The organism is Bacillus alkalicellulosilyticus (assembly GCF_002019795.1).
GTDB lineage: Bacteria > Bacillota > Bacilli > Bacillales > Bacillaceae_F > Bacillus_AO > Bacillus_AO alkalicellulosilyticum.
This window is the reverse complement of the sequence record NZ_KV917381.1, coordinates 2,979,022-2,996,622: the sequence shown is the minus strand read 5'-3', so window position 1 is coordinate 2,996,622 and position 17,601 is coordinate 2,979,022. Positions and strand designations below refer to the sequence as shown.

Sequence of the window (17,601 nt, the reverse complement as noted above, 5' to 3'; positions counted from 1 at the left end):
CAACAATGGATGCGATGAATCATATTTAGTGGAGGATGATGAGTTAGGAAAACCACTATTCACAGATGAGATAAACTGGATAGATGGCTTATCCCTTAAAGAACTTTTAGAAGCTAATAGATATTATCTCATTTTTGTGGACTTAAAAGCCTACTCAAAAGGAAAAAATTCATCAGTAATTGAGACGTATTTGGATTTTTTAAATAGCGATTGTGAACTCGTATTATTAGTTGTTGATTCTGTTTATGTAACAATTTATTGTAAGGACAGTGAAAAACTTGAAAGATTGTATGATAATGCACAGATAAAAGGGTTTGAAAATCTCCAATACATTACAGATAAAAATGATACAAGAACAAGGCTATCTGTTTGGTAACAGTTGATTTATTACTTTACCATCTTGTTCAACTATCGGTGAGTGATAGCTACCATAAAGGTTATCGCCTCTCTTTGATTGAAGTACGAAGCAGGGTATTTTAAGATGGAAGTGTATTACTTAGGGTAGATTTAGTAAAAAAATGTTTGAGATTGATTAGAGGGAGTGGTTATATGCAAGACATATTGCAATCATTTTTAGAAATTGAGATTTCTGATCAAGAATATTATGATGGCATCATTCGTTTTATTTATTCTGGCAATATCAGATGTGGAGAATATGAATGTAACGAATTTGTAGTTAAAAAAATAGACTTCTTAAACTTTATCGTTTTTGATGAATATGAGATAAATAAAAAGAAGAAAACTACTATTTCCTTTTCTATATCTAAGGATGAATTAATTAAATCGATTAATGATTTTGCAGAAAAACAAGGATTTCTAATAAGAGATTCCCATTGGAACTAAAGGGATGCGAATGCTTAACAAGGGTATTCTCCTTTTCTTGTTAAGGTAAAGAACAATTTAGTGGAATAAGAATGAAATGCTGCTCTTAATAGAAGAAAACAAAACGAGGTGTATTGAATTTTGGACATAGAAAAAGCAACAGACGTTGAAATACTAACCATAAATAACAAATTCGGGCGTTTAGATGTAGAAGATGACGAATTTCCAGGCAATACATTTAATCATATTGGAATATTAGATGTTTTCAGCTATTGCCTATCAGAACATGAAGCTGTTGAATTTTTATCGTCATTTAAGGACCATAATTTAAAATATGAAGATAAATTCAAATCCTTCTTCAAAGAAATCTTCCTTTGGATACAGGAAAAGGCTGTTTATATTCATGTTGGAACTTCCTTTAATAAGGAGTTCAAGAACATGAAGCCATCTGATTTTAAGGATTTTAGAAATCGGTTAAGTAAAGAAGAATATAATCTTTTATTACAGTTAGTAGAATATAAAACAAATACCTTTAAAGTGGATAGTATAGAAGGATTACTATTTTTTGTAACTCTTTCTACAAGAGAAATTAGTTTCAGCAACTTCTTTATACCTGAACTTGAGACCGTAGTAATTGGTAATTACGAATTAAGTTTCCCGATATATTCTAAACAACAAAATGCTTTTAATCAGTGCGAAAAGTATGCAAAAGATGTTGGTTTATTTATAAGAAGATAGCTTTTCTCTTATTCCATTACTGTCAAGGATGTAGTGAAGAAGGTATATTATTCTATGTGAAAAAACTATATTCTAAAATAATTTAAGGTGGTGTTAACTTGGAATGGAACTCGTTTTTTATAAAAGACGTTAATGAATATTTGGATTTAAAAGCAATTCTTGAAGAAATTATTGATATAAACAAAGAGATTCCTAACCAAGTGTTTCAAAAAGAGTATAGGGGTTATCTTTTTCAACAGTTCGATAATATAATGAGTGAAGAATTTTTTTCAACAATTAGAGGATTAGCTGAAAAGTCAAATGATGATTATATAGTAATAGCAGTGTTAAACCCACACCCAATGGACTATTATTACAAGGAGTTCGGTTACTTTAATTGGGCAAAGTTGCCCCTAAGTCTCAGTAATGGCTACTATTGGAGTATTTTAAATGAGGGTCCACCAAACTGGGAAGCAGATGCGATTGTGCATAATTCATTTATTATAGCGTTCTTCTCACCATCTAGAAAATGGGGAATATGGGCAGATAGAAATTATGAAATCAGTGTGATTGCTTTTAATGAAAAAGATGAAAAAAACCATCTGATTCTTGAATCTTGGCTTCCTGTTGAAAATGAAGAAGTTGTTAATTGGATGAAATATTCTTTTAGACCAGATTATAATGTTCCGCAGTCTTTTACAGATATGTTGAAACGGAATTACCAAAAGTGGTAATGAAAAGGTTGAATAAATGGAGTAGTTATTCAGCTAATGGAAGCGTTAGTTGAACAAGGAGAAATATGAGCGAAAACGCACAAATTCTAAAATCTGTGCGTTTTTGTATACCAATTATAGTGTTAATTAGAATGGAATCAGAATGCTAAATGCATTTGTTATTTAACTTGTGTATTCACTTTTCCCTACTAAAACTGAACCTGTTAAATTTTTTCAGTGCCCTCTTTTTTTACATCATGTCCCATTCTTTTAACCTACTTATGTAGTCATTCATTGTAAGGGATTTACGATTGAATAATGAAGGTGATTAGGAAAAAGTGGTTTTAGTAAAGAATAGTTCGTTTTGCACTTTACCTAGTTTTTCTAGCGTATCCTCTTTTACTTCACTTAGAGCATCTTTATCCGCAACAACGATTAAATCAGGGTGTTTTTGTAGTATTGTTGCAGGACACTTCTCAGTTATTTGTCCTTCCAATAGTTCTTTTATCGCGGTAGCTTTGCTTTTTCCGGAAGCTAATAGAAGGATGCACTTACTTTTCATTATGGTTGAAATTCCCATGGTTATTGCTTGTTTGGGTACTTCGTCAATCGATGAAAAAAAGCGGGCATTTGCTTTTATAGTAGAAGGAGTTAAGTTGACGATGTGTGTATTTGTAAGAAAAGAAGTTCCAGGCTCATTAAAACCGATATGTCCGTTTTTTCCAATTCCTAAAAGCTGCAAGTCTATACCTCCATGCGACGCGATTAACTCTTCATAGCGTTGACATTCTATATGTAGGTCTGTTGTAGCTCCGTTCGGTAGGTGCGTTTGGTTTGTTGGAATTGAGATATGCTGAAATAAATGTTCTTCCATAAACCGATGATAACTATGCCTGCAATCAGATTGTAAACCGACATATTCATCTAAATTTATGGTATGAACATGAGTCAGGCTTTGTTTGGAAGCCTTAATGCTTTCTACCAACAGATCATACGTTGTAATGGGTGTTCCCCCGGTAGCTAATCCGAGTACCACTTTTTTATTTGTTACGATTGCATGAAATAATATATCGGAAGCTTTTTTACTCATTTCGTTGTAGTCTTCTGCTATTAAAACCTTCACGATGTACCCTCCATTTTTTCACGGTCATAGACTTTATTGCCCATCACGTACGTTTGGTGTACTGAAAAGTGTTCATCGATAATCGTAAAATCTCCGTCTTTACCTATGGCTAACGATCCTTTTCTATCGCAAATCCCTAATTGTTTTGCAGGATTATAGGTTGCCATTTGAACTGCTTCTTCAAAGGCACAACCGGTAAATGAAATCATATTTTTTATCGCATCGTTCATTTTTAATATACTACCGGCAAGAGTTCCATTTTTTAACGTCGCTTGACCATCTTTTACAAAAACGTCTTGGCCTCCCAGTTTATATGTCCCATCCTTTAACCCCTTTGCCCGCATCGAATCTGTAATAAGGATAATCCCATCAGCCTGTTTATGTTGATAAGCAAATTTGACCATAGGAGAGGAGATGTGAATCCCATCTACAATCATTTCGACAGTAATTTCATTCTCCAACAATGCTCCACCAGCAACCCCAGGATCACGGTGATGAATCCCTCGCATTCCATTAAATAAATGTGTTGCATGACAAACTCCGTCTTGAATGCCTTGTAACAGCTCATTATAGGTTGCATCGGAATGTCCGACGGAGGGGATAACCCCAGTTTCTCTCAGATAGGTTACTAGCCCATCGTAATCTTTTTCCGGGGCAAGACTAACGATTCGAATGTGGTGTCCCGATGCCTCTTGAAACTGTTGAAAAAGAGGAATGTTTGGTTGGCAAATATAGTCACGTGGCTGGGCGCCTGCCCGTCTTTTGTTTATAAATGGTCCTTCTAAGTGTATGCCAATCACCTGAGCTCCAACGAGAGTATTACTCTCTTGATTAATAAATGACTTTGTTGCCCTAAGCGCTTGAAGAAAATCCTTTTTTGGTTGGGTCAGGGTTGTTGCTAAAAAGGAGGTTGTTCCTTCTTTTGGAAGTGCTTTACTCAATGTTTCCATTGCCTCCGGCGTTCCATCCATCATATCCGCATTCTCAGCTCCATGAATATGAACATCAATAAAGCCCGGTATAATCCGAACATGATTCTTAAAAGAAATGTGTTCAGCTATCGTGTTCGTAGACATGAGAGGGTCTGCTTCGCCAAGATTAGTAATTTTCCCTTCGTTGATCTCGATGAAGGGGTTCTCAATTTTGCTCTCATGGCTATATAAGGTTGCATTATGAAAAACATACGTTTTTTTCATCTAGGAATACCTCGATTTCCTCTGTGACTGGTTTCATAATCAAAAATACAGGTCCCTCTTAGTAAATAAATAATCTATGCCCTTATCTATCTTTTCATCTCTGTAATAAACTTATAACGGTCACCGCGATAAATAGACTTAACAAACTCAAATGGTCTTCCATCCTCTAAATAACTGACTCGTTTTAAAAGAAGTACAGGAGAGCCCTTTTGAATTTGAAGTAATTCACTTTCTAGGTTATAAGCCAACGAGGGTTCTAGGGTTTGTTTGGCACCATCAATCGTATAGCCTAAACCTTCTACATAATCGTAAAAGGACAGATTAATAGTTTCTTTTGTTAGTCCTTCAAAAATTGATTTAGGCAACGTTAGCACTTCATAAGCCATAGGAGAATGGTCAGCTAAACGTAATCTGCTGACTCGATAACCAATAGAATGAGGTTCTATTTTCAATTCTCGCGTTTCAGCTAATGTCAATTCTCCTTCAGTAAAATCAATTATTTTTGTTTCTGGAACAAGTCCTCTCATTTTCATATCTTCTGAAAAGCTTGTAAGCTTTAGTAAAGGTTGCTCAATTTTTTTACTGGCAACGAACGTTCCTCGTCCTTTTTCCCTTACTAATAAACCCTCATTCACGAGGTTGGTAATCGCCTGCCTAATGGTCATACGGCTAATAGCATAATCTTCGGAAAGGGTGCGTTCTGAAGGAATGACATCACCTTCCTTCAATTGACCTGAATCTATTTTGTTTCGAAGTAATTCCTCGAGCTGATAATAAATAGGAATTGGAGAATTTTTATTTATCAATTGGATCATCTCCTTGCATGTTGAAGTCTATGGACCTCTTAATTGTAGTATAACATATCCGTAAAAATTTGTATAGACCACTATACTAGCTGTAACGTGATTTATATTTGTATAAGTATGACCCATTTTAAAAATATAGATGCTTGAGTTTTTACATTCGGATGTGTGAAGTCATTAACCAAAGTTGGGCGAATAGGCAAGCTACCAAAAGTAACCATAGGCAATAAATTACAAGTATAAGCAGAAGGGAGTGAGAAAATGGGAAGGCGAATAAATCATAATGAAAATGACGTAGATTTGTTAGCGAGGCTCATGCTAGCGGAGGCAGTCGGTGAGGGAGCCGAAGGGATGGAGTTTGTTGGAACGGTTGTGGCCAATCGGGTAGAGGCTGACTGCGAACCGGATTTTAGAAATCTTCGAAATATTAGACATGCTATTTATCAAACAATACCTGGAACTGGAATTCCTCACTTCGAGCCTGTTTTGAACGGAGCATTGTATACACAACGTCCTACAGAAGAGGACCTTCAAAGGGCAAGGAATTTGTTACATGGTCATAGGGACCCTCGAGCTAGAATGAGTCTGTGGTTTTTTAATCCAAGTCCAGGGCAAGCATATCGCGATCCATGTACCCCTACGATGCCAAGATCGCCTATGACACAGTTTGAATTTGCACACAAAAATCATTGTTTCTATGTCGGCGTACCGAATTACTGTCCAGAATTTTATAGATAAAAATTAATAAGGAGATGAACTTTTCATGACTTGTGGAAACTCTAGTTATTATCCAATGAATCCCTTCGCTAGTCCTTATCCAGGTTCCGGGATGTGGACCAGCCCCACACAACAACCAAGCAGCTTCCCGATGGGTATGCCCTCAGGGCCGGCGTATTCTACCCCTGTGGTTCCAATGGGAACGGGGCAAGGTCTACTAACAGGCGTGGTGGAAGAATCGTTTATTGAAAACATCCTTCGCTTCAACAAAGGCAAGGTAGGTACATTCTATTTTACGTACCAAGGAAACAACAGATGGAATGCGATGGTCTATCAAGGACGTGTTGAAACAGCGGGCCGTGACCATATCATCATCAGTGATCCAGCTAGCGGGAAACGATACCTGTTGCTGATGGCTAATCTCGATTGGGTAGAGTTCGATGAGCGAATTAATTACCCACACACCGAAATTAGCCCGGCTGTCCAAGCGTCTTTGGAAACATCAGATTAAAGTTGTATAGTACAAATATTTGTTGACAATTTTTTTGACTTGATATAAATTAATAAATAATTTAATCTTCAGTAGAATAGTGGGCGCATCTTTTATTACCAGTCAGTTATTAGATTTTTTCACTCGAATTTTCATAAAGGTAGTTCTTAAAAAAACTTCGCTGGAGTTAGTTTAAGTAAAACCGACAATTTTCAAAAATTCATTGATTATTTATCATCATGAATTTTGAATTTGTCGGTTTTTTATTTGAATAAATACATTTTAAAAAAAGGAGGACACACACTATAGAGGGCACTGAAAAAGTTCGGTTTTTAACTTTTACAGTGCCCTCGAAGCAAAGTGTGTAACCGTTGCATACTTTAAAAGCTTGCTACGAATGGGTTTCTCGTAGCAGGCGGGCAACGAGTGGAGCCATTGCAACCATAATCAATAGCACTGAAAAAGTTCGGTTTTTAACTTTTACAGTGCCCTCTATACTATAATATGTTTTTTTGAAAAGATATTTCACTCTAACAAATATAGAAGCTTTACAAAAAGGAGTTGGGAAGATGGAGTTCTTATTAGATTTATTAAAAAGTATTATCGTGCAGTTTCAATCCCCTACACTTGGGTTTCTTATCGGCGGTATGATCATTGCTGCCCTTGGTAGCAATCTGAAAATACCGAACGCAATTTACCAATTTATTGTGTTCATGCTTTTGATGAAAATCGGCCTGAGAGGCGGTATCGAAATTCGTGAGGCTGATTTGAGTGCGATGTTCCTACCCGCCGTTTCAACCGTAATTATTGGTTTAACGATTGTATTGGTAGGAAGTTTTGTCTTTTCTCTCTTGCCAGGGATTAAACGAGAAGACGGAATTGCGACTGCTGGAATATTTGGAGCCGTGAGTGCCTCGACATTGGCTGCTGCTATGGTCATACTCGAAGAACAAGCTATTTTTTATGAAGCGTGGGTTGCTGCACTTTATCCGTTTATGGACATTCCAGCTCTTATTTTAGCGATTGTACTTGCCAACATTCATCTGAAAAAACAAAATGGAGGTAAAGACAGTAAAGTTGATGTTTGGGGAATTGTTAAAGAAAGTCTACGTGGTTCGGCTTTATCTGCCCTTCTTCTTGGACTGGCCCTTGGTTTACTTACGAATTCTGAAAGTGTGCTGGAAGGCTTTTATGAGCCACTGTTCCGCGGGTTTTTGTCCATACTGTTACTAGTCATGGGAATGGAAGCCTATGCCCGTATCAACGAGCTACGAAGAGTTGCACACATATATGCGGTCTATGCTGTGATCGCGCCGATTATCCATGGATTGTTGGCTTTCGGTCTAGGGTATATTGCTCATATTACTGTTGGTTTTAGTCCAGGTGGGGTAATCCTCCTATCTATCATTGCAGCTTCAAGCTCTGATATTTCAGGTCCTCCAACATTAAGAGCGGCCGTTCCTTCTGCAAATCCATCGGCTTATATTGGGGCCTCTACCAGTGTGGGGACACCAATTGCAATAGCCGTTTGTATTCCACTCTTTATCGCGCTGGCGAAAGTGGTTTTTAATCTATAGGAAAGGAGAATAAAAGAATGACTCTTCATAAAGCAGAAAAAGTCGTAATCATCACCGAGAAATTAATTTTAAAAGGCGTAATCGGAATTATCGAGTCTTACGGAGCAAGGGGCTATACCATTGTCGCAGCAGGAGGGAAAGGAAGCCGTAATGTCCGTTCCACCTCAGACCGAGCCTCGGTCATTGAAGATTTTGCGAACGTTAAAATTGAAGTTATTGTTAAAGAAAAAACAATGGCTGAAACCATTATGAATCAAGTAGCAGCAAAATACTTCGAGAACTATTCAGGCATAACCTACGTCGAGGAAGTCGAAATTCTCAGGCCGAAGAAGTTTAATAATGAATAGGCAATTGCTCACAATGTTATGAGGTGACATTAACAGCATCATTTCGGAACTAAAAGATTATCACGTTAGGTTAAGTCTACTCCTTATAACCTTTTTAAGGGTTTCCTGACATATGAATGTAATGTTGATAAGTAGTAATTAAATGAATAGGAGAGTACATTGATGTATGAACCAAAAACGAAAGAAACCGACAATAGTGTTACTGAATTTATTGAACATGTGGAAAATGAGAAAAAGAAGGAAGATGCTTATCAGTTAGTAGAAATCTTTGAAGAGGTTACTGGTTACGTAGCGAAAATGTGGGGGCCTAGTATTATAGGCTTTGGTAGCTATCACTATAAGTATGCATCAGGACATGAAGGGGATGCGCCGTTAGTCGGTTTTTCACCAAGAAAGGCGAAAATTAGTCTTTATTTATCCTATGAAAGTGATGAAAGAGACACACTATTAGAAAACTTCGGGAAACATACGAAGGGTAAGTCTTGTATTTATGTAAATAAATTAGCGGATATCGATATCAATGTGCTAAAGAAATTAATTTTACATACAGTTGAAACATATCAGAATCTGTATCCGAATGAATAAGTTCTGAATGAACCAATTAAATACTTAGAATGCAATTCATACCTAGGGCTGACACTGAAATGAAATAAAAGTGTCAGCCTTTTTTTATAAAATGGTTTGCAATATTCGATATAGATGTTATAGTGTGTATATAGATATAAACACCATAACACTTGGAGGGGGTTTCAGATGAATATATTGAATACTTTATGGGCGTATGTTCTCGTTTTAATACTGGCTGCGGTACCTTTTTTTGAAGCGTATAGCGTCATTCCGTTAGCGATGATTGCGGGGTTATCTACAGTTCCTGCTATCATTCTTGCCCTAATTGGAAATATCGTCACGGTTTTAATTGTCATTGTTTTTGTTGATAAAATTAAAGCATGGAGACAAAAACGTAAAAAAGAAGAAGAAAAGGAACCAGGTAAACGAGCTGTAAGAGCAAAAAATTTATGGAATAAGTATGGCTTACCAGGGCTTGCCCTCATTGGTCCTTTAATTGTAGGAAGTCACCTAACTGCCTTTATGAGTTTGACGTTCGGGGGAGCAAAGAGGAAAACGGCGTATTGGATGACAATAAGTATCAGCTTTTGGAGTTTGTTATTTGCGATATTGTTTTATTTCGGTATTGACTTCCTAGGCCTTGGAGAGCGTCCAAATCTTTTTGAATAGGAGGAATTAACTTGTTACAACAGGCATTTTGGTTAGCTAAAAAGGAGTTTAAATCACAATCGGTCTCCATTATTTCAACTGTAGGAGCAACGATTCTTATAGCTATTTTTACTAGTATCCTTCTTGAACAGTCTGTAAGTTATTTATTTGGTGGGGGGCAGATATTTGATAGAATTGCAATAATGGATATTATCTTTCTCGTGCTGACGCCATCGTTTGGAGCGATTTTTATGTCGCGACCTTATTTAAGCTTTCAAACGATAAAAGATGATCCATTTAGTAAGAGAATGGCCTTATTTCGGTCATTACCAATTCCTGTATCAGTGCTCTCGTTAAGTCGAATGCTGCTTATGTTTGTTATCCTTTTTATCATGTCTCTCGCTTTCTATGTAACGATAACGGTTGCACTGCCATCCCATTTCTTTGAATACATGTCGATGAGTGAGTATCTAATCTTTATCCTTTTTTGGTTTGGGTATTCATTAGCTATTGCAGGAATTAATCCATTTATTGAGTTTGGGACAAACGGAAAAGTCTTGCATATTGTTCCGTGGATTTTTATTTTTGTTTTTATCGTCATGTTTATATTGACCTATAACCTACTTGAAAGAGGAATTGTTGAGACGGTTCTCATCTTAGTAAAAAATCATGGATGGCCATTGGCCCTCGTATCGATCATTGTCGGTCTATGTGCCACCTTCATTTGGAACAAACTACTCACCATTAGACTTCAAAGAAGAGATTACTTGTAAATGAAAGGAGAGGAAGCGATGAAATTACCAATTCGAGTATCTGAAGAAAGCAGAGAACCGATTTATCATCAAATTGAAACACAAGTAAAAGCACTCATCGTAGGTGGGCATCTTCCACCAGGCACGCCGCTTCCTTCCATTCGAGTGATGGCAAGTGATTTAGCATGTAGTGTCATAACAACGAGGCGAGCGTATCAAAATTTAGAAACCAGTGGCTATATCAAAACGGTTCAAGGAAAAGGAACATTCGTACGAGAAATTGAGGATGTCCAAAAGGAAGAAGCGAAACAAAAGGTTGTGTATGACGCATTCGTTAAAGCGATCGAGCAAGGAAAGCAAGTCGGATGCACAAGAGATGATTTATTGATGATTTTCAGTGACGTGTTAGAAAGATACTTTGATAATAAATAATGGGGGATGAAGATGAATACCTCAATGATTGATATTCAAGGAATGACAAAGCAGTATAAAAAATTTACGTTTGGTCCAATAGATTTTAAGGTTGAAGCTGGAACTGCCGTAGCCATAATAGGTGCCAATGGTTCAGGGAAAACAACTTTTTTTCGAATGATGATGAACTTACTTCAAACAGACGTGGGATCAATTCGCTTTTTTGGGAAGAAGTTGAGCGAAGAAGAGACAGAAATAAAAAAACAAATTGGCTATGCCGGTGAACTACTAGAACCATTTCATTATTTAACAATCAAAGACCTTTCATCATTAATTTCTTATTGGTATTCAAACTGGGACCATCAGCAGTATAAATATTTGCTGGAACGGTACAACATTGATGAAAGTCAAAAATATGGAAAATGCTCGAAAGGAACGAAGAAAAAAGTAGAGTTTGTATTTTCTCTTTGTCATGAAGCAAAGCTCCTATTATTAGATGAGCCATCAGCCGGTGTCGACATGATATCCCAGCAGAAAATGAAAGAAGATTTGATGAACTACATGGAGGATGGTGAACGAAGCATTGTATTAGCCACCCATAATATTGATGAAGTAAAACAACTGTGCGATTTTATCACGATTATAGATAATGGAAAATTGATCTCGACAATGAATAAAGATGATATCCATGATAAGTGGGCGAGGTTGTGGGTTTCTCATCTTCTAGATGAAGAGCATCCCCATATATTAAAGGTAGAAGAAACCCCGCCTCAAATCATTACAGACCATCTACCGCTCATTGAGAAAGAGTTAGAAGAACGAGGAATTTCCATTAGTCACAGTAATCGTTTATCACTTGAAGAAGTAGTCGAGCATCTGATTAGTCGTGGTCAACAGGGATAAAACCATAATTAATTAAAATTGAATCAAACGATGGATAACAGGATAAGAATTAGAGGCGGAAGAAAGTTGACTTCCGTTTCTTTTTAATTCTAAAACTACTCTTGAATAGCAATCCTTTTGTTATACCTCTCTCCCCAATCTCTCATTAGCATAATAATGGGTTCTAATGTCTGGCCGAACTCAGTTAACGAATATTCTACCTTTGGTGGTACCTCTTTATAAACTTCCCTGTGTACTTAAAAAATGATACTATACAACAAAAATGTGCATACTTACAAAAAATATCCATTTAATCTATTGTAACAAGTATAAAGGAATTAAAGAAATGAATTAAAAAGACTTTGAAAGGATGAATTGAACTATGGAAACTATGAAGGCTGTAGGATTGTATCGTTATCTGCCCATTGATAATCGAGAAAGCTTGTTGGATCGTGTAAAAGCTATTGTAGTTAATCCAGGAATAGTGAATTCCATCTTGTTGACGAGAGGATTGTAGGTAAAAAACCAAAATCTTTAAGCTTTGCACAAGCTGCTGCTTTACCTTTAACAACGATTACTTCGTATGAGGCACTATTTGACCGTTCGGATATTAGTTGTAATGCAAACGAGAATAAAGATAAAACGCTTCTTATTATTGGGGCAGCAGGGGGAGTTGGATCGATAGCAATACAGTTAGCTAAATGGGCGGGCCTAACAGTGATTGGTACTGCGTCTAGACCTGAGTCTATTGCTTGGGCAAAAAAACAAGGGGCTGATTATACGATAAATCACTTTGAAGAATTCGTTCCACAATTAATGCAGTTTGGATTTAGAACGGTTGATTACATTCTATGTCTTAACTCAACAGATAAACATTGGGTGAACATGGCAAATGCGATTGCTCCTCAGGGGAAAATTTGTTCAATCGTCGAAACAGATGGACCTCTTGATTTAACATTGTTAAAAAACAAAAGTTCAACGTTGGTTTGGGAACTCATGTTTACAAGAGCTATGTTCCAAACGGAAGATATGATTGAACAACATAAGCTCTTGAACGAAGTAGCCGATTTAGTTGATAAGAAGATACTAAAGTCGACCGTAACCGAACAATTCTCGCCAATTAATACAGAAACGTTGCGAAGAGCGCATGCATTACTAGAGACAGGTAAATCCATTGGGAAAATTGTCATAGAAAAATTTTAATAGTAGTAGCTGAAAAAAATGCTGTTACTTGTAGGATTTTGAGAAGACGAACGATTGTTATGTCTTTGTCATGATAAAAGTCCAATTTCTTAATTTTAGTGTTAAGAAATTGGACTTTTATAGCTATTTAGAGTGTAAAGAACTCTTAGGATAAATGAATAACTTATATGTAACAAAAGAAGGTAATTTTGGTTAATAGTAGAATTATTTTGTAGTTGCTTTTTATTATGCAAAGTTATAAGTCATTGTAATTGAAGGTTGTTTACAAGAACTTGAAAGGAGGCGATTGATAATTACTCATTTATTTACAATTGATTGTAGGTGATAAATGGCTTAAGCTTGGGATATTTTTGAAAGAGAATGATCAATTGATCGGTTTCTGTAATACCGGTATTAAAGAGGAACTTAGTCTACCAAATCGAGAAGTAGCTTTTGCTATATCTAAGCATTATAGGAACAAGGGTTATACAACTCAAGCAGTGAAAGGCTTAATGAAATACTTATTTGAAAAGACTAATGTTGAACAACTAAATGCAGTCGTTCTACCTCAAAATATAGCTTCGAATAAAGTAATAGTAAAATGTGGCTTTCACCATAGCAGGGATGTTGAAATAGATAACCAAGAATTCTACCATTATAAAATCTTTAAAGAAGAATTTGAATGAATGTAATTTACTGTTTCTACTGAAACGGCAAGTGATAAAATATTATGCTAATAAAAAGGAGAGTGTAAGATATGCCGAACCAAAAAATGAATGATGGGGATGTTATCGGTTACTGTTGCATGAGGTTTCCAGTCTCTGATTTGAGAAAGTCGGTCGATTTTTATTGTGATGTGTTAGGCTATGATTTGATTTCAGCAGATTTTGAGTTTGGTGAGGCTCATGTTGGATTAAAAAATGGAAATGGTCCTGGTATTTTTTTAATGGAAACCAAGCCTGAGGAAATCACACAATTAAAGTTTGTGTTTCCTCATTCTTTTTTTATCACAAACAATGCGGGCTATGTGACGATGATGGAGTTAATGACGAATAATTTGCTCGCTTTGCACGAACGGATTAAACAATCTGGTGTGCAAATTGAGAAAGAACCAGTACTAAATAATGATTTTGGCTACTTTACTTTTTATGATCCAGATGGGCACTTCATTCGAGCAGTAGAAGAACGAGGTATGGAAAACGGGGCCTGATTGACGATGTGAATCAATCGCATTTCGATATTGAACAAAAACCTTAGTGAAGAGAGGAATTAATTGTGCTCAAAGGATATTCTGTTATATTTGTACCATCCCGAAATATTGAAGAGTCCAAAGCCTGGTATCAGCAGCATTTAAAGCTAGAATGGGACCAATGGATTATGAAAGTCCCAAATAGTGCCCCCATCTTTTTCGTAGAATCAAAGGATACGTGGAATTATAAAGATATCAATGGCAATGAATATGCGGTCCTATCATTCATCGTTGAAGATGCAGAGAAATTACATAGAGAATTAAATGAGGCTAACGTACATACGGAAGAGACTGTAAGATTCATTGATGGGATTGGCAAAGAATTCTGGTTCTATGATCCAAGTGGAAATCGGTTGCTTGTGACGGAGCAGATGTAGCATCAAAAACCGATATTGTTCAAAAAAATTAGTCTAAGACTTTTTTATAGTTTAATTGTTTGTATGTAATAGTGAGGACAGTAGTGCAGAGGAGTATATACTCTTAGGGTAGGAGGACGAATGTATGTATGAACCAAAGACGAAAGAAACCGACAATAGCGTCATTGAATTTATTGAAAGTGTGGAAAATGAGAAGAAGAAAGCGGATGCTTATCAGTTAGTAGAAATCTTTGAAGAGGTTACTGGTTACGAAGCGAAAATGTGGGGCCCTAGTATTATAGGCTTTGGTAGCTATCACTATAAGTATGCATCAGGACATGAAGGGGATGCGCCCTTAGTCGGTTTTTCACCAAGGAAGGCGAAAATTAGTCTTTATTTATCCTATGAGAGTGAGGAAAGAGAAAAATTATTAGTAAACTTTGGAAAACATACGAAGGGCAAGGCTTGTATTTATGTAAATAAATTAGCGGATATCGATATCAATGTCCTAAAGAAATTAATTATACATACCGTTGAAACATATCAGAATCTGTACCCGAATGAATAAAGTTTCGTGGACAAGGCAGCCCAATTGACATAGAGCATAAAAGCAAATGTAACAAGGTGTCCGATTAAATGAAAATAATAAAAAAGTGAGACAGTGTAACGTAAAAATACAAGAGGAGGCAAATTTTAATGTTTAGTAGAAAGAATGAAACTAAAGATAATACTAGAGCTGAGATTATGCTGGCTGGTCAATCACTTTCATTCCATCTTAGCGAAAGTGAAACAAGTAAACTATTGGAAAACTTAGAGCAAGCATCATACGATTTCAAGAAAATGGAAACTATAAAATTATTTCATCCCGACGGTAGATTAAAGTCAGTTATTAACCCTTTACAAATATCGAGAATCTGGTTTTCTAAATAAGGAATGTTTCAACTATGTGGTTACCCTGTAGCAATGGGGAATGCAATAGAAGAACTCAAATACATCGCAAACAATGTTACAGATACTAATGATAATGCTGGTGTAGCTAAAACATTAGAAGCGTTCAAATTACAATTGACCATGTGGAATAAACAATTTCACTATAGGTTGGAAATAGCTTAATAGCTATCATCTTTTTCTGCTAACAGGTCAGAAGGAATATTGTGTAAAGATGAAAAAGATAAAGAATTGCGATTAGTAAAAGCGGATATCAGAGAGTAGGATCAGGAATTACATAACGAGTACTCAAGAGTAGTTATGGAGTTCCCCCGTATATGGATATTCAACTAGCTATCTGATGAGGAGAGGAACTTTTGAATAACTATATTTGGTCAGGTAAAAAGGTTAGATTACGTCCTATTTTAGCTTCCGACTGGGAGAAGTTCCATCAAAATGACTTCGATTCTCAGGGTGCAAGGCTGTGTGATGTAATTTACTTTCCCAGATCTGAGGAAGGAACCAAGTCGTGGGCGTCAAACCGAGAGTCTGAATACGTGAATGGAGATAATGTTATTCTTGCCATTGAAACTTTTGATAGTGAGCTGGTTGGAAGCATCAACACCAATAGTTGTGATGCACGACATGGAACATTTAAGTACGGAGTCGCAATATTCCGAGAACACTGGCGTAAAGGATATGCTTCGGATGCTGTGAGGATAATATTACGTTATTATTTCGAAGAACTCCGCTATCAAAAAAGTAATGCGTATGTATACTCATTCAATACAAATTCAATTGCTCTCCAAGAGCATCTCGGTTTTACCCAAGAAGGAAAGCTAAGAAATATGATATTCACGAACGGACAACACTACGATGAATACGTGTATGGCTTAACTAAAAGTGAGTACGAACACCTCAAAACGTAACATGAAGGCTGCTTACTAGCAGCCTATTAGCATTGTTCAAATTACGGGCAGTTATAGAAATAAAGAATTCAGTTTTCCATATTAATACAAACGAACGTACATTCGTGTTATAATTCATTTATAACGTTATTGAGGGGGAAAACATGCAAATAAAAAACATTAACATTGGAGAACGAATGGAACATTATAATGTAAACGGTATGAGTATTGCATTGATTGAAAACGGTCAAATCAGTGGAACAGTAAATTACGGTATACTCGAAGCAAAAAGCAATAGAAAAGTAAATGGGAATTCGGTTTTCAGTGCTTGCTCTATTAGCAAGTTTTTAACAGGGATATTGGCGATAAAGCTAGTTGAAGAAGGGCTTCTTAATTTTGATGAAAATGTAAATGAAAGACTTGTAACGTGGAAAGTACCTGAAGATATATTTACAAGTCATAAAAAAGTAACGTTACGAAACTTGCTTTGCCATCAATCTGGAATCAAGGATCCTGAGGGGAGTTTTTCTGAATTAAGTCCCGGTGATATCAATCCTTCAATGGTTGAATTGTTAGAAGGTATAACGCCTTATTGTAAAGTTCCTATTAAAGTACAGTGCGAGCCAGAACGTGAATTCCATTATTCAGATGCTGGTTTTTGTGTGATTCAACAGCTAATTGAAGATGTAACGAAAAAACCATTTTGTCAGGTAGTGAATGAATTTATATTTAACCCATTAGAGATGGGAAATAGCCATTTAAACACAACGATGATAGAGATGAATGAAAGAAACTTTTGTTGTGGTCATAATAAAAACGGTGAATTAGTAGATGGGAAGTATCCTATATACCCTTATCCAGCAGCCTCTGGATTATGGTCAACTTCATTAGATTTAGCAGCACTAGTTCTTGAAGTAATGAATGCCTTAAAAGGAAAAAGTAAACTCGGAATTTCAGAAGGTTTAGCAAAAGAAATGATTACCCCACAAAGAGGTAAAAGTTGGACAGGATTAGGCGTGTTTCTTAAAGGTTCGGAAAAAGAACTGGAAATCACATCACTCGGTTGGGGAGTAGGATTTCAGTGTATGATGATGGCGTATCCACATTTAGAAAAAGGTGCAGTAATGATGACGAATGCAGAATTAGGCGTTCATCAATTAGATGGAATAATTGGAGAAATATATAAATCTCTTATTTCTTAAAAGTGTTAAAGT

At 36.3% G+C, this 17,601-nt stretch carries 23 protein-coding genes and 3 pseudogenes; 22 read left to right on the top strand and 4 right to left on the bottom strand.

From position 1 onward, the window contains the following. Positions 1-25: 25 nt before the first annotated feature. From BK585_RS15030 to BK585_RS15015, 4 genes and pseudogenes are all read left to right on the top strand, one after another. Positions 26-376, top strand: a pseudogene (locus tag BK585_RS15030) (DUF2691 family protein); the annotation flags it as partial. A 173-nt stretch (positions 377-549) separates the two neighbouring features. Then, complete coding sequence (locus tag BK585_RS15025) at positions 550-843, top strand: hypothetical protein (protein WP_078554457.1); 294 nt, start codon at positions 550-552, stop codon at positions 841-843. A 120-nt stretch (positions 844-963) separates the two neighbouring features. After that, entirely contained in the window at positions 964-1,560 is a 597-nt protein-coding gene (locus BK585_RS15020) for a hypothetical protein (protein WP_078554456.1), read from the top strand. A gap of 98 nt (positions 1,561-1,658) precedes the next feature. Continuing rightward, complete coding sequence (locus tag BK585_RS15015) at positions 1,659-2,273, top strand: hypothetical protein (protein ID WP_078554455.1); 615 nt, start codon at positions 1,659-1,661, stop codon at positions 2,271-2,273. Positions 2,274-2,580: 307 nt separating this feature from the next. Here the strand turns inward: BK585_RS15015 and nagB are convergent, their stop codons facing one another. The 3 genes from nagB to BK585_RS15000 form a co-directional block, all read right to left on the bottom strand. Further along, positions 2,581-3,375 (bottom strand): glucosamine-6-phosphate deaminase, encoded by a 795-nt coding sequence (gene nagB, locus BK585_RS15010; RefSeq protein WP_078554454.1) that lies wholly within the window; start codon positions 3,373-3,375, stop codon positions 2,581-2,583. Then, a complete protein-coding gene (nagA, locus tag BK585_RS15005) occupies positions 3,372-4,571 on the bottom strand; it encodes an N-acetylglucosamine-6-phosphate deacetylase (protein WP_078554453.1) in 1,200 nt (399 codons plus the stop codon). Before nagA ends, nagB begins: the two co-directional genes overlap by 4 nt. Positions 4,572-4,657: 86 nt before the next feature. Continuing rightward, complete coding sequence (locus tag BK585_RS15000; protein ID WP_078554451.1) at positions 4,658-5,377, bottom strand: GntR family transcriptional regulator; 720 nt, start codon at positions 5,375-5,377, stop codon at positions 4,658-4,660. A 258-nt stretch (positions 5,378-5,635) separates the two neighbouring features. Between BK585_RS15000 and BK585_RS14995 the strand changes: the two genes are divergently transcribed. The 9 genes from BK585_RS14995 to BK585_RS14955 all read left to right on the top strand — a co-directional run bounded on the left by BK585_RS14995 (position 5,636) and on the right by BK585_RS14955 (position 11,786). Beyond that, entirely contained in the window at positions 5,636-6,112 is a 477-nt protein-coding gene (locus BK585_RS14995) for a cell wall hydrolase (RefSeq protein WP_078554450.1), read from the top strand. Positions 6,113-6,287: 175 nt separating this feature from the next. Beyond that, positions 6,288-6,602, top strand: coding sequence for a spore coat protein GerQ (gerQ, locus tag BK585_RS14990; protein ID WP_419095544.1), 315 nt, complete (start codon positions 6,288-6,290; stop codon positions 6,600-6,602). A 548-nt stretch (positions 6,603-7,150) separates the two neighbouring features. Beyond that, positions 7,151-8,158 carry a sodium-dependent bicarbonate transport family permease gene (locus BK585_RS14985; RefSeq protein WP_078554447.1) on the top strand — a complete coding sequence of 336 codons (1,008 nt, stop codon included), beginning with the start codon at positions 7,151-7,153 and terminating at the stop codon, positions 8,156-8,158. A gap of 17 nt (positions 8,159-8,175) precedes the next feature. Next, entirely contained in the window at positions 8,176-8,505 is a 330-nt protein-coding gene (locus tag BK585_RS14980) for a P-II family nitrogen regulator (RefSeq protein ID WP_078554445.1), read from the top strand. A gap of 162 nt (positions 8,506-8,667) precedes the next feature. Then, positions 8,668-9,090 carry a DUF1801 domain-containing protein gene (locus BK585_RS14975; protein WP_078554444.1) on the top strand — a complete coding sequence of 141 codons (423 nt, stop codon included), beginning with the start codon at positions 8,668-8,670 and terminating at the stop codon, positions 9,088-9,090. Positions 9,091-9,267: 177 nt separating this feature from the next. Continuing rightward, positions 9,268-9,741 carry a small multi-drug export protein gene (locus BK585_RS14970; RefSeq protein WP_139367675.1) on the top strand — a complete coding sequence of 158 codons (474 nt, stop codon included), beginning with the start codon at positions 9,268-9,270 and terminating at the stop codon, positions 9,739-9,741. Between the two features lie 11 nt (positions 9,742-9,752). After that, a complete protein-coding gene (locus tag BK585_RS14965; RefSeq protein WP_078554441.1) occupies positions 9,753-10,493 on the top strand; it encodes a hypothetical protein in 741 nt (246 codons plus the stop codon). An 18-nt stretch (positions 10,494-10,511) separates the two neighbouring features. After that, entirely contained in the window at positions 10,512-10,904 is a 393-nt protein-coding gene (locus BK585_RS14960) for a GntR family transcriptional regulator (protein WP_078556835.1), read from the top strand. A 12-nt stretch (positions 10,905-10,916) separates the two neighbouring features. Beyond that, entirely contained in the window at positions 10,917-11,786 is an 870-nt protein-coding gene (locus BK585_RS14955; protein ID WP_170885615.1) for an ABC transporter ATP-binding protein, read from the top strand. A 95-nt stretch (positions 11,787-11,881) separates the two neighbouring features. On the opposite strand, the pseudogene BK585_RS14950 reads toward BK585_RS14955, so the two are convergent. After that, a pseudogene (locus BK585_RS14950) lies at positions 11,882-12,022 on the bottom strand (winged helix-turn-helix transcriptional regulator); the annotation flags it as partial. Between the two features lie 134 nt (positions 12,023-12,156). Here BK585_RS14950 and BK585_RS14945 point away from each other — a divergent pair. From BK585_RS14945 to BK585_RS14905, 9 genes and pseudogenes are all read left to right on the top strand, one after another. Continuing rightward, positions 12,157-12,968, top strand: a pseudogene (locus BK585_RS14945) (zinc-binding alcohol dehydrogenase family protein). A gap of 350 nt (positions 12,969-13,318) precedes the next feature. Continuing rightward, entirely contained in the window at positions 13,319-13,633 is a 315-nt protein-coding gene (locus BK585_RS14940) for a GNAT family N-acetyltransferase (RefSeq protein WP_245805844.1), read from the top strand. Between the two features lie 71 nt (positions 13,634-13,704). Continuing rightward, on the top strand, positions 13,705-14,157 hold the full coding sequence (locus BK585_RS14935) for a VOC family protein (protein ID WP_078554436.1): 453 nt from the start codon (positions 13,705-13,707) through the stop codon (positions 14,155-14,157). 65 nt (positions 14,158-14,222) lie between these two features. Further along, a complete protein-coding gene (locus BK585_RS14930) occupies positions 14,223-14,573 on the top strand; it encodes a VOC family protein (protein ID WP_078554434.1) in 351 nt (116 codons plus the stop codon). Positions 14,574-14,697: 124 nt separating this feature from the next. Continuing rightward, positions 14,698-15,120: a DUF1801 domain-containing protein gene (locus tag BK585_RS14925; protein ID WP_078554432.1), complete on the top strand. Its 423-nt coding sequence runs from the start codon at positions 14,698-14,700 to the stop codon at positions 15,118-15,120. 128 nt (positions 15,121-15,248) lie between these two features. Further along, positions 15,249-15,482 carry a hypothetical protein gene (locus BK585_RS14920; RefSeq protein WP_078554430.1) on the top strand — a complete coding sequence of 78 codons (234 nt, stop codon included), beginning with the start codon at positions 15,249-15,251 and terminating at the stop codon, positions 15,480-15,482. 3 nt (positions 15,483-15,485) lie between these two features. After that, complete coding sequence (locus tag BK585_RS14915) at positions 15,486-15,665, top strand: HAD hydrolase family protein (RefSeq protein ID WP_078554428.1); 180 nt, start codon at positions 15,486-15,488, stop codon at positions 15,663-15,665. Between the two features lie 191 nt (positions 15,666-15,856). Further along, positions 15,857-16,408, top strand: coding sequence for a GNAT family N-acetyltransferase (locus tag BK585_RS14910; RefSeq protein ID WP_078554426.1), 552 nt, complete (start codon positions 15,857-15,859; stop codon positions 16,406-16,408). A gap of 143 nt (positions 16,409-16,551) precedes the next feature. Further along, positions 16,552-17,589, top strand: coding sequence for a serine hydrolase domain-containing protein (locus BK585_RS14905; protein ID WP_078554424.1), 1,038 nt, complete (start codon positions 16,552-16,554; stop codon positions 17,587-17,589). The last annotated feature ends 12 nt before the right edge of the window (positions 17,590-17,601 follow it).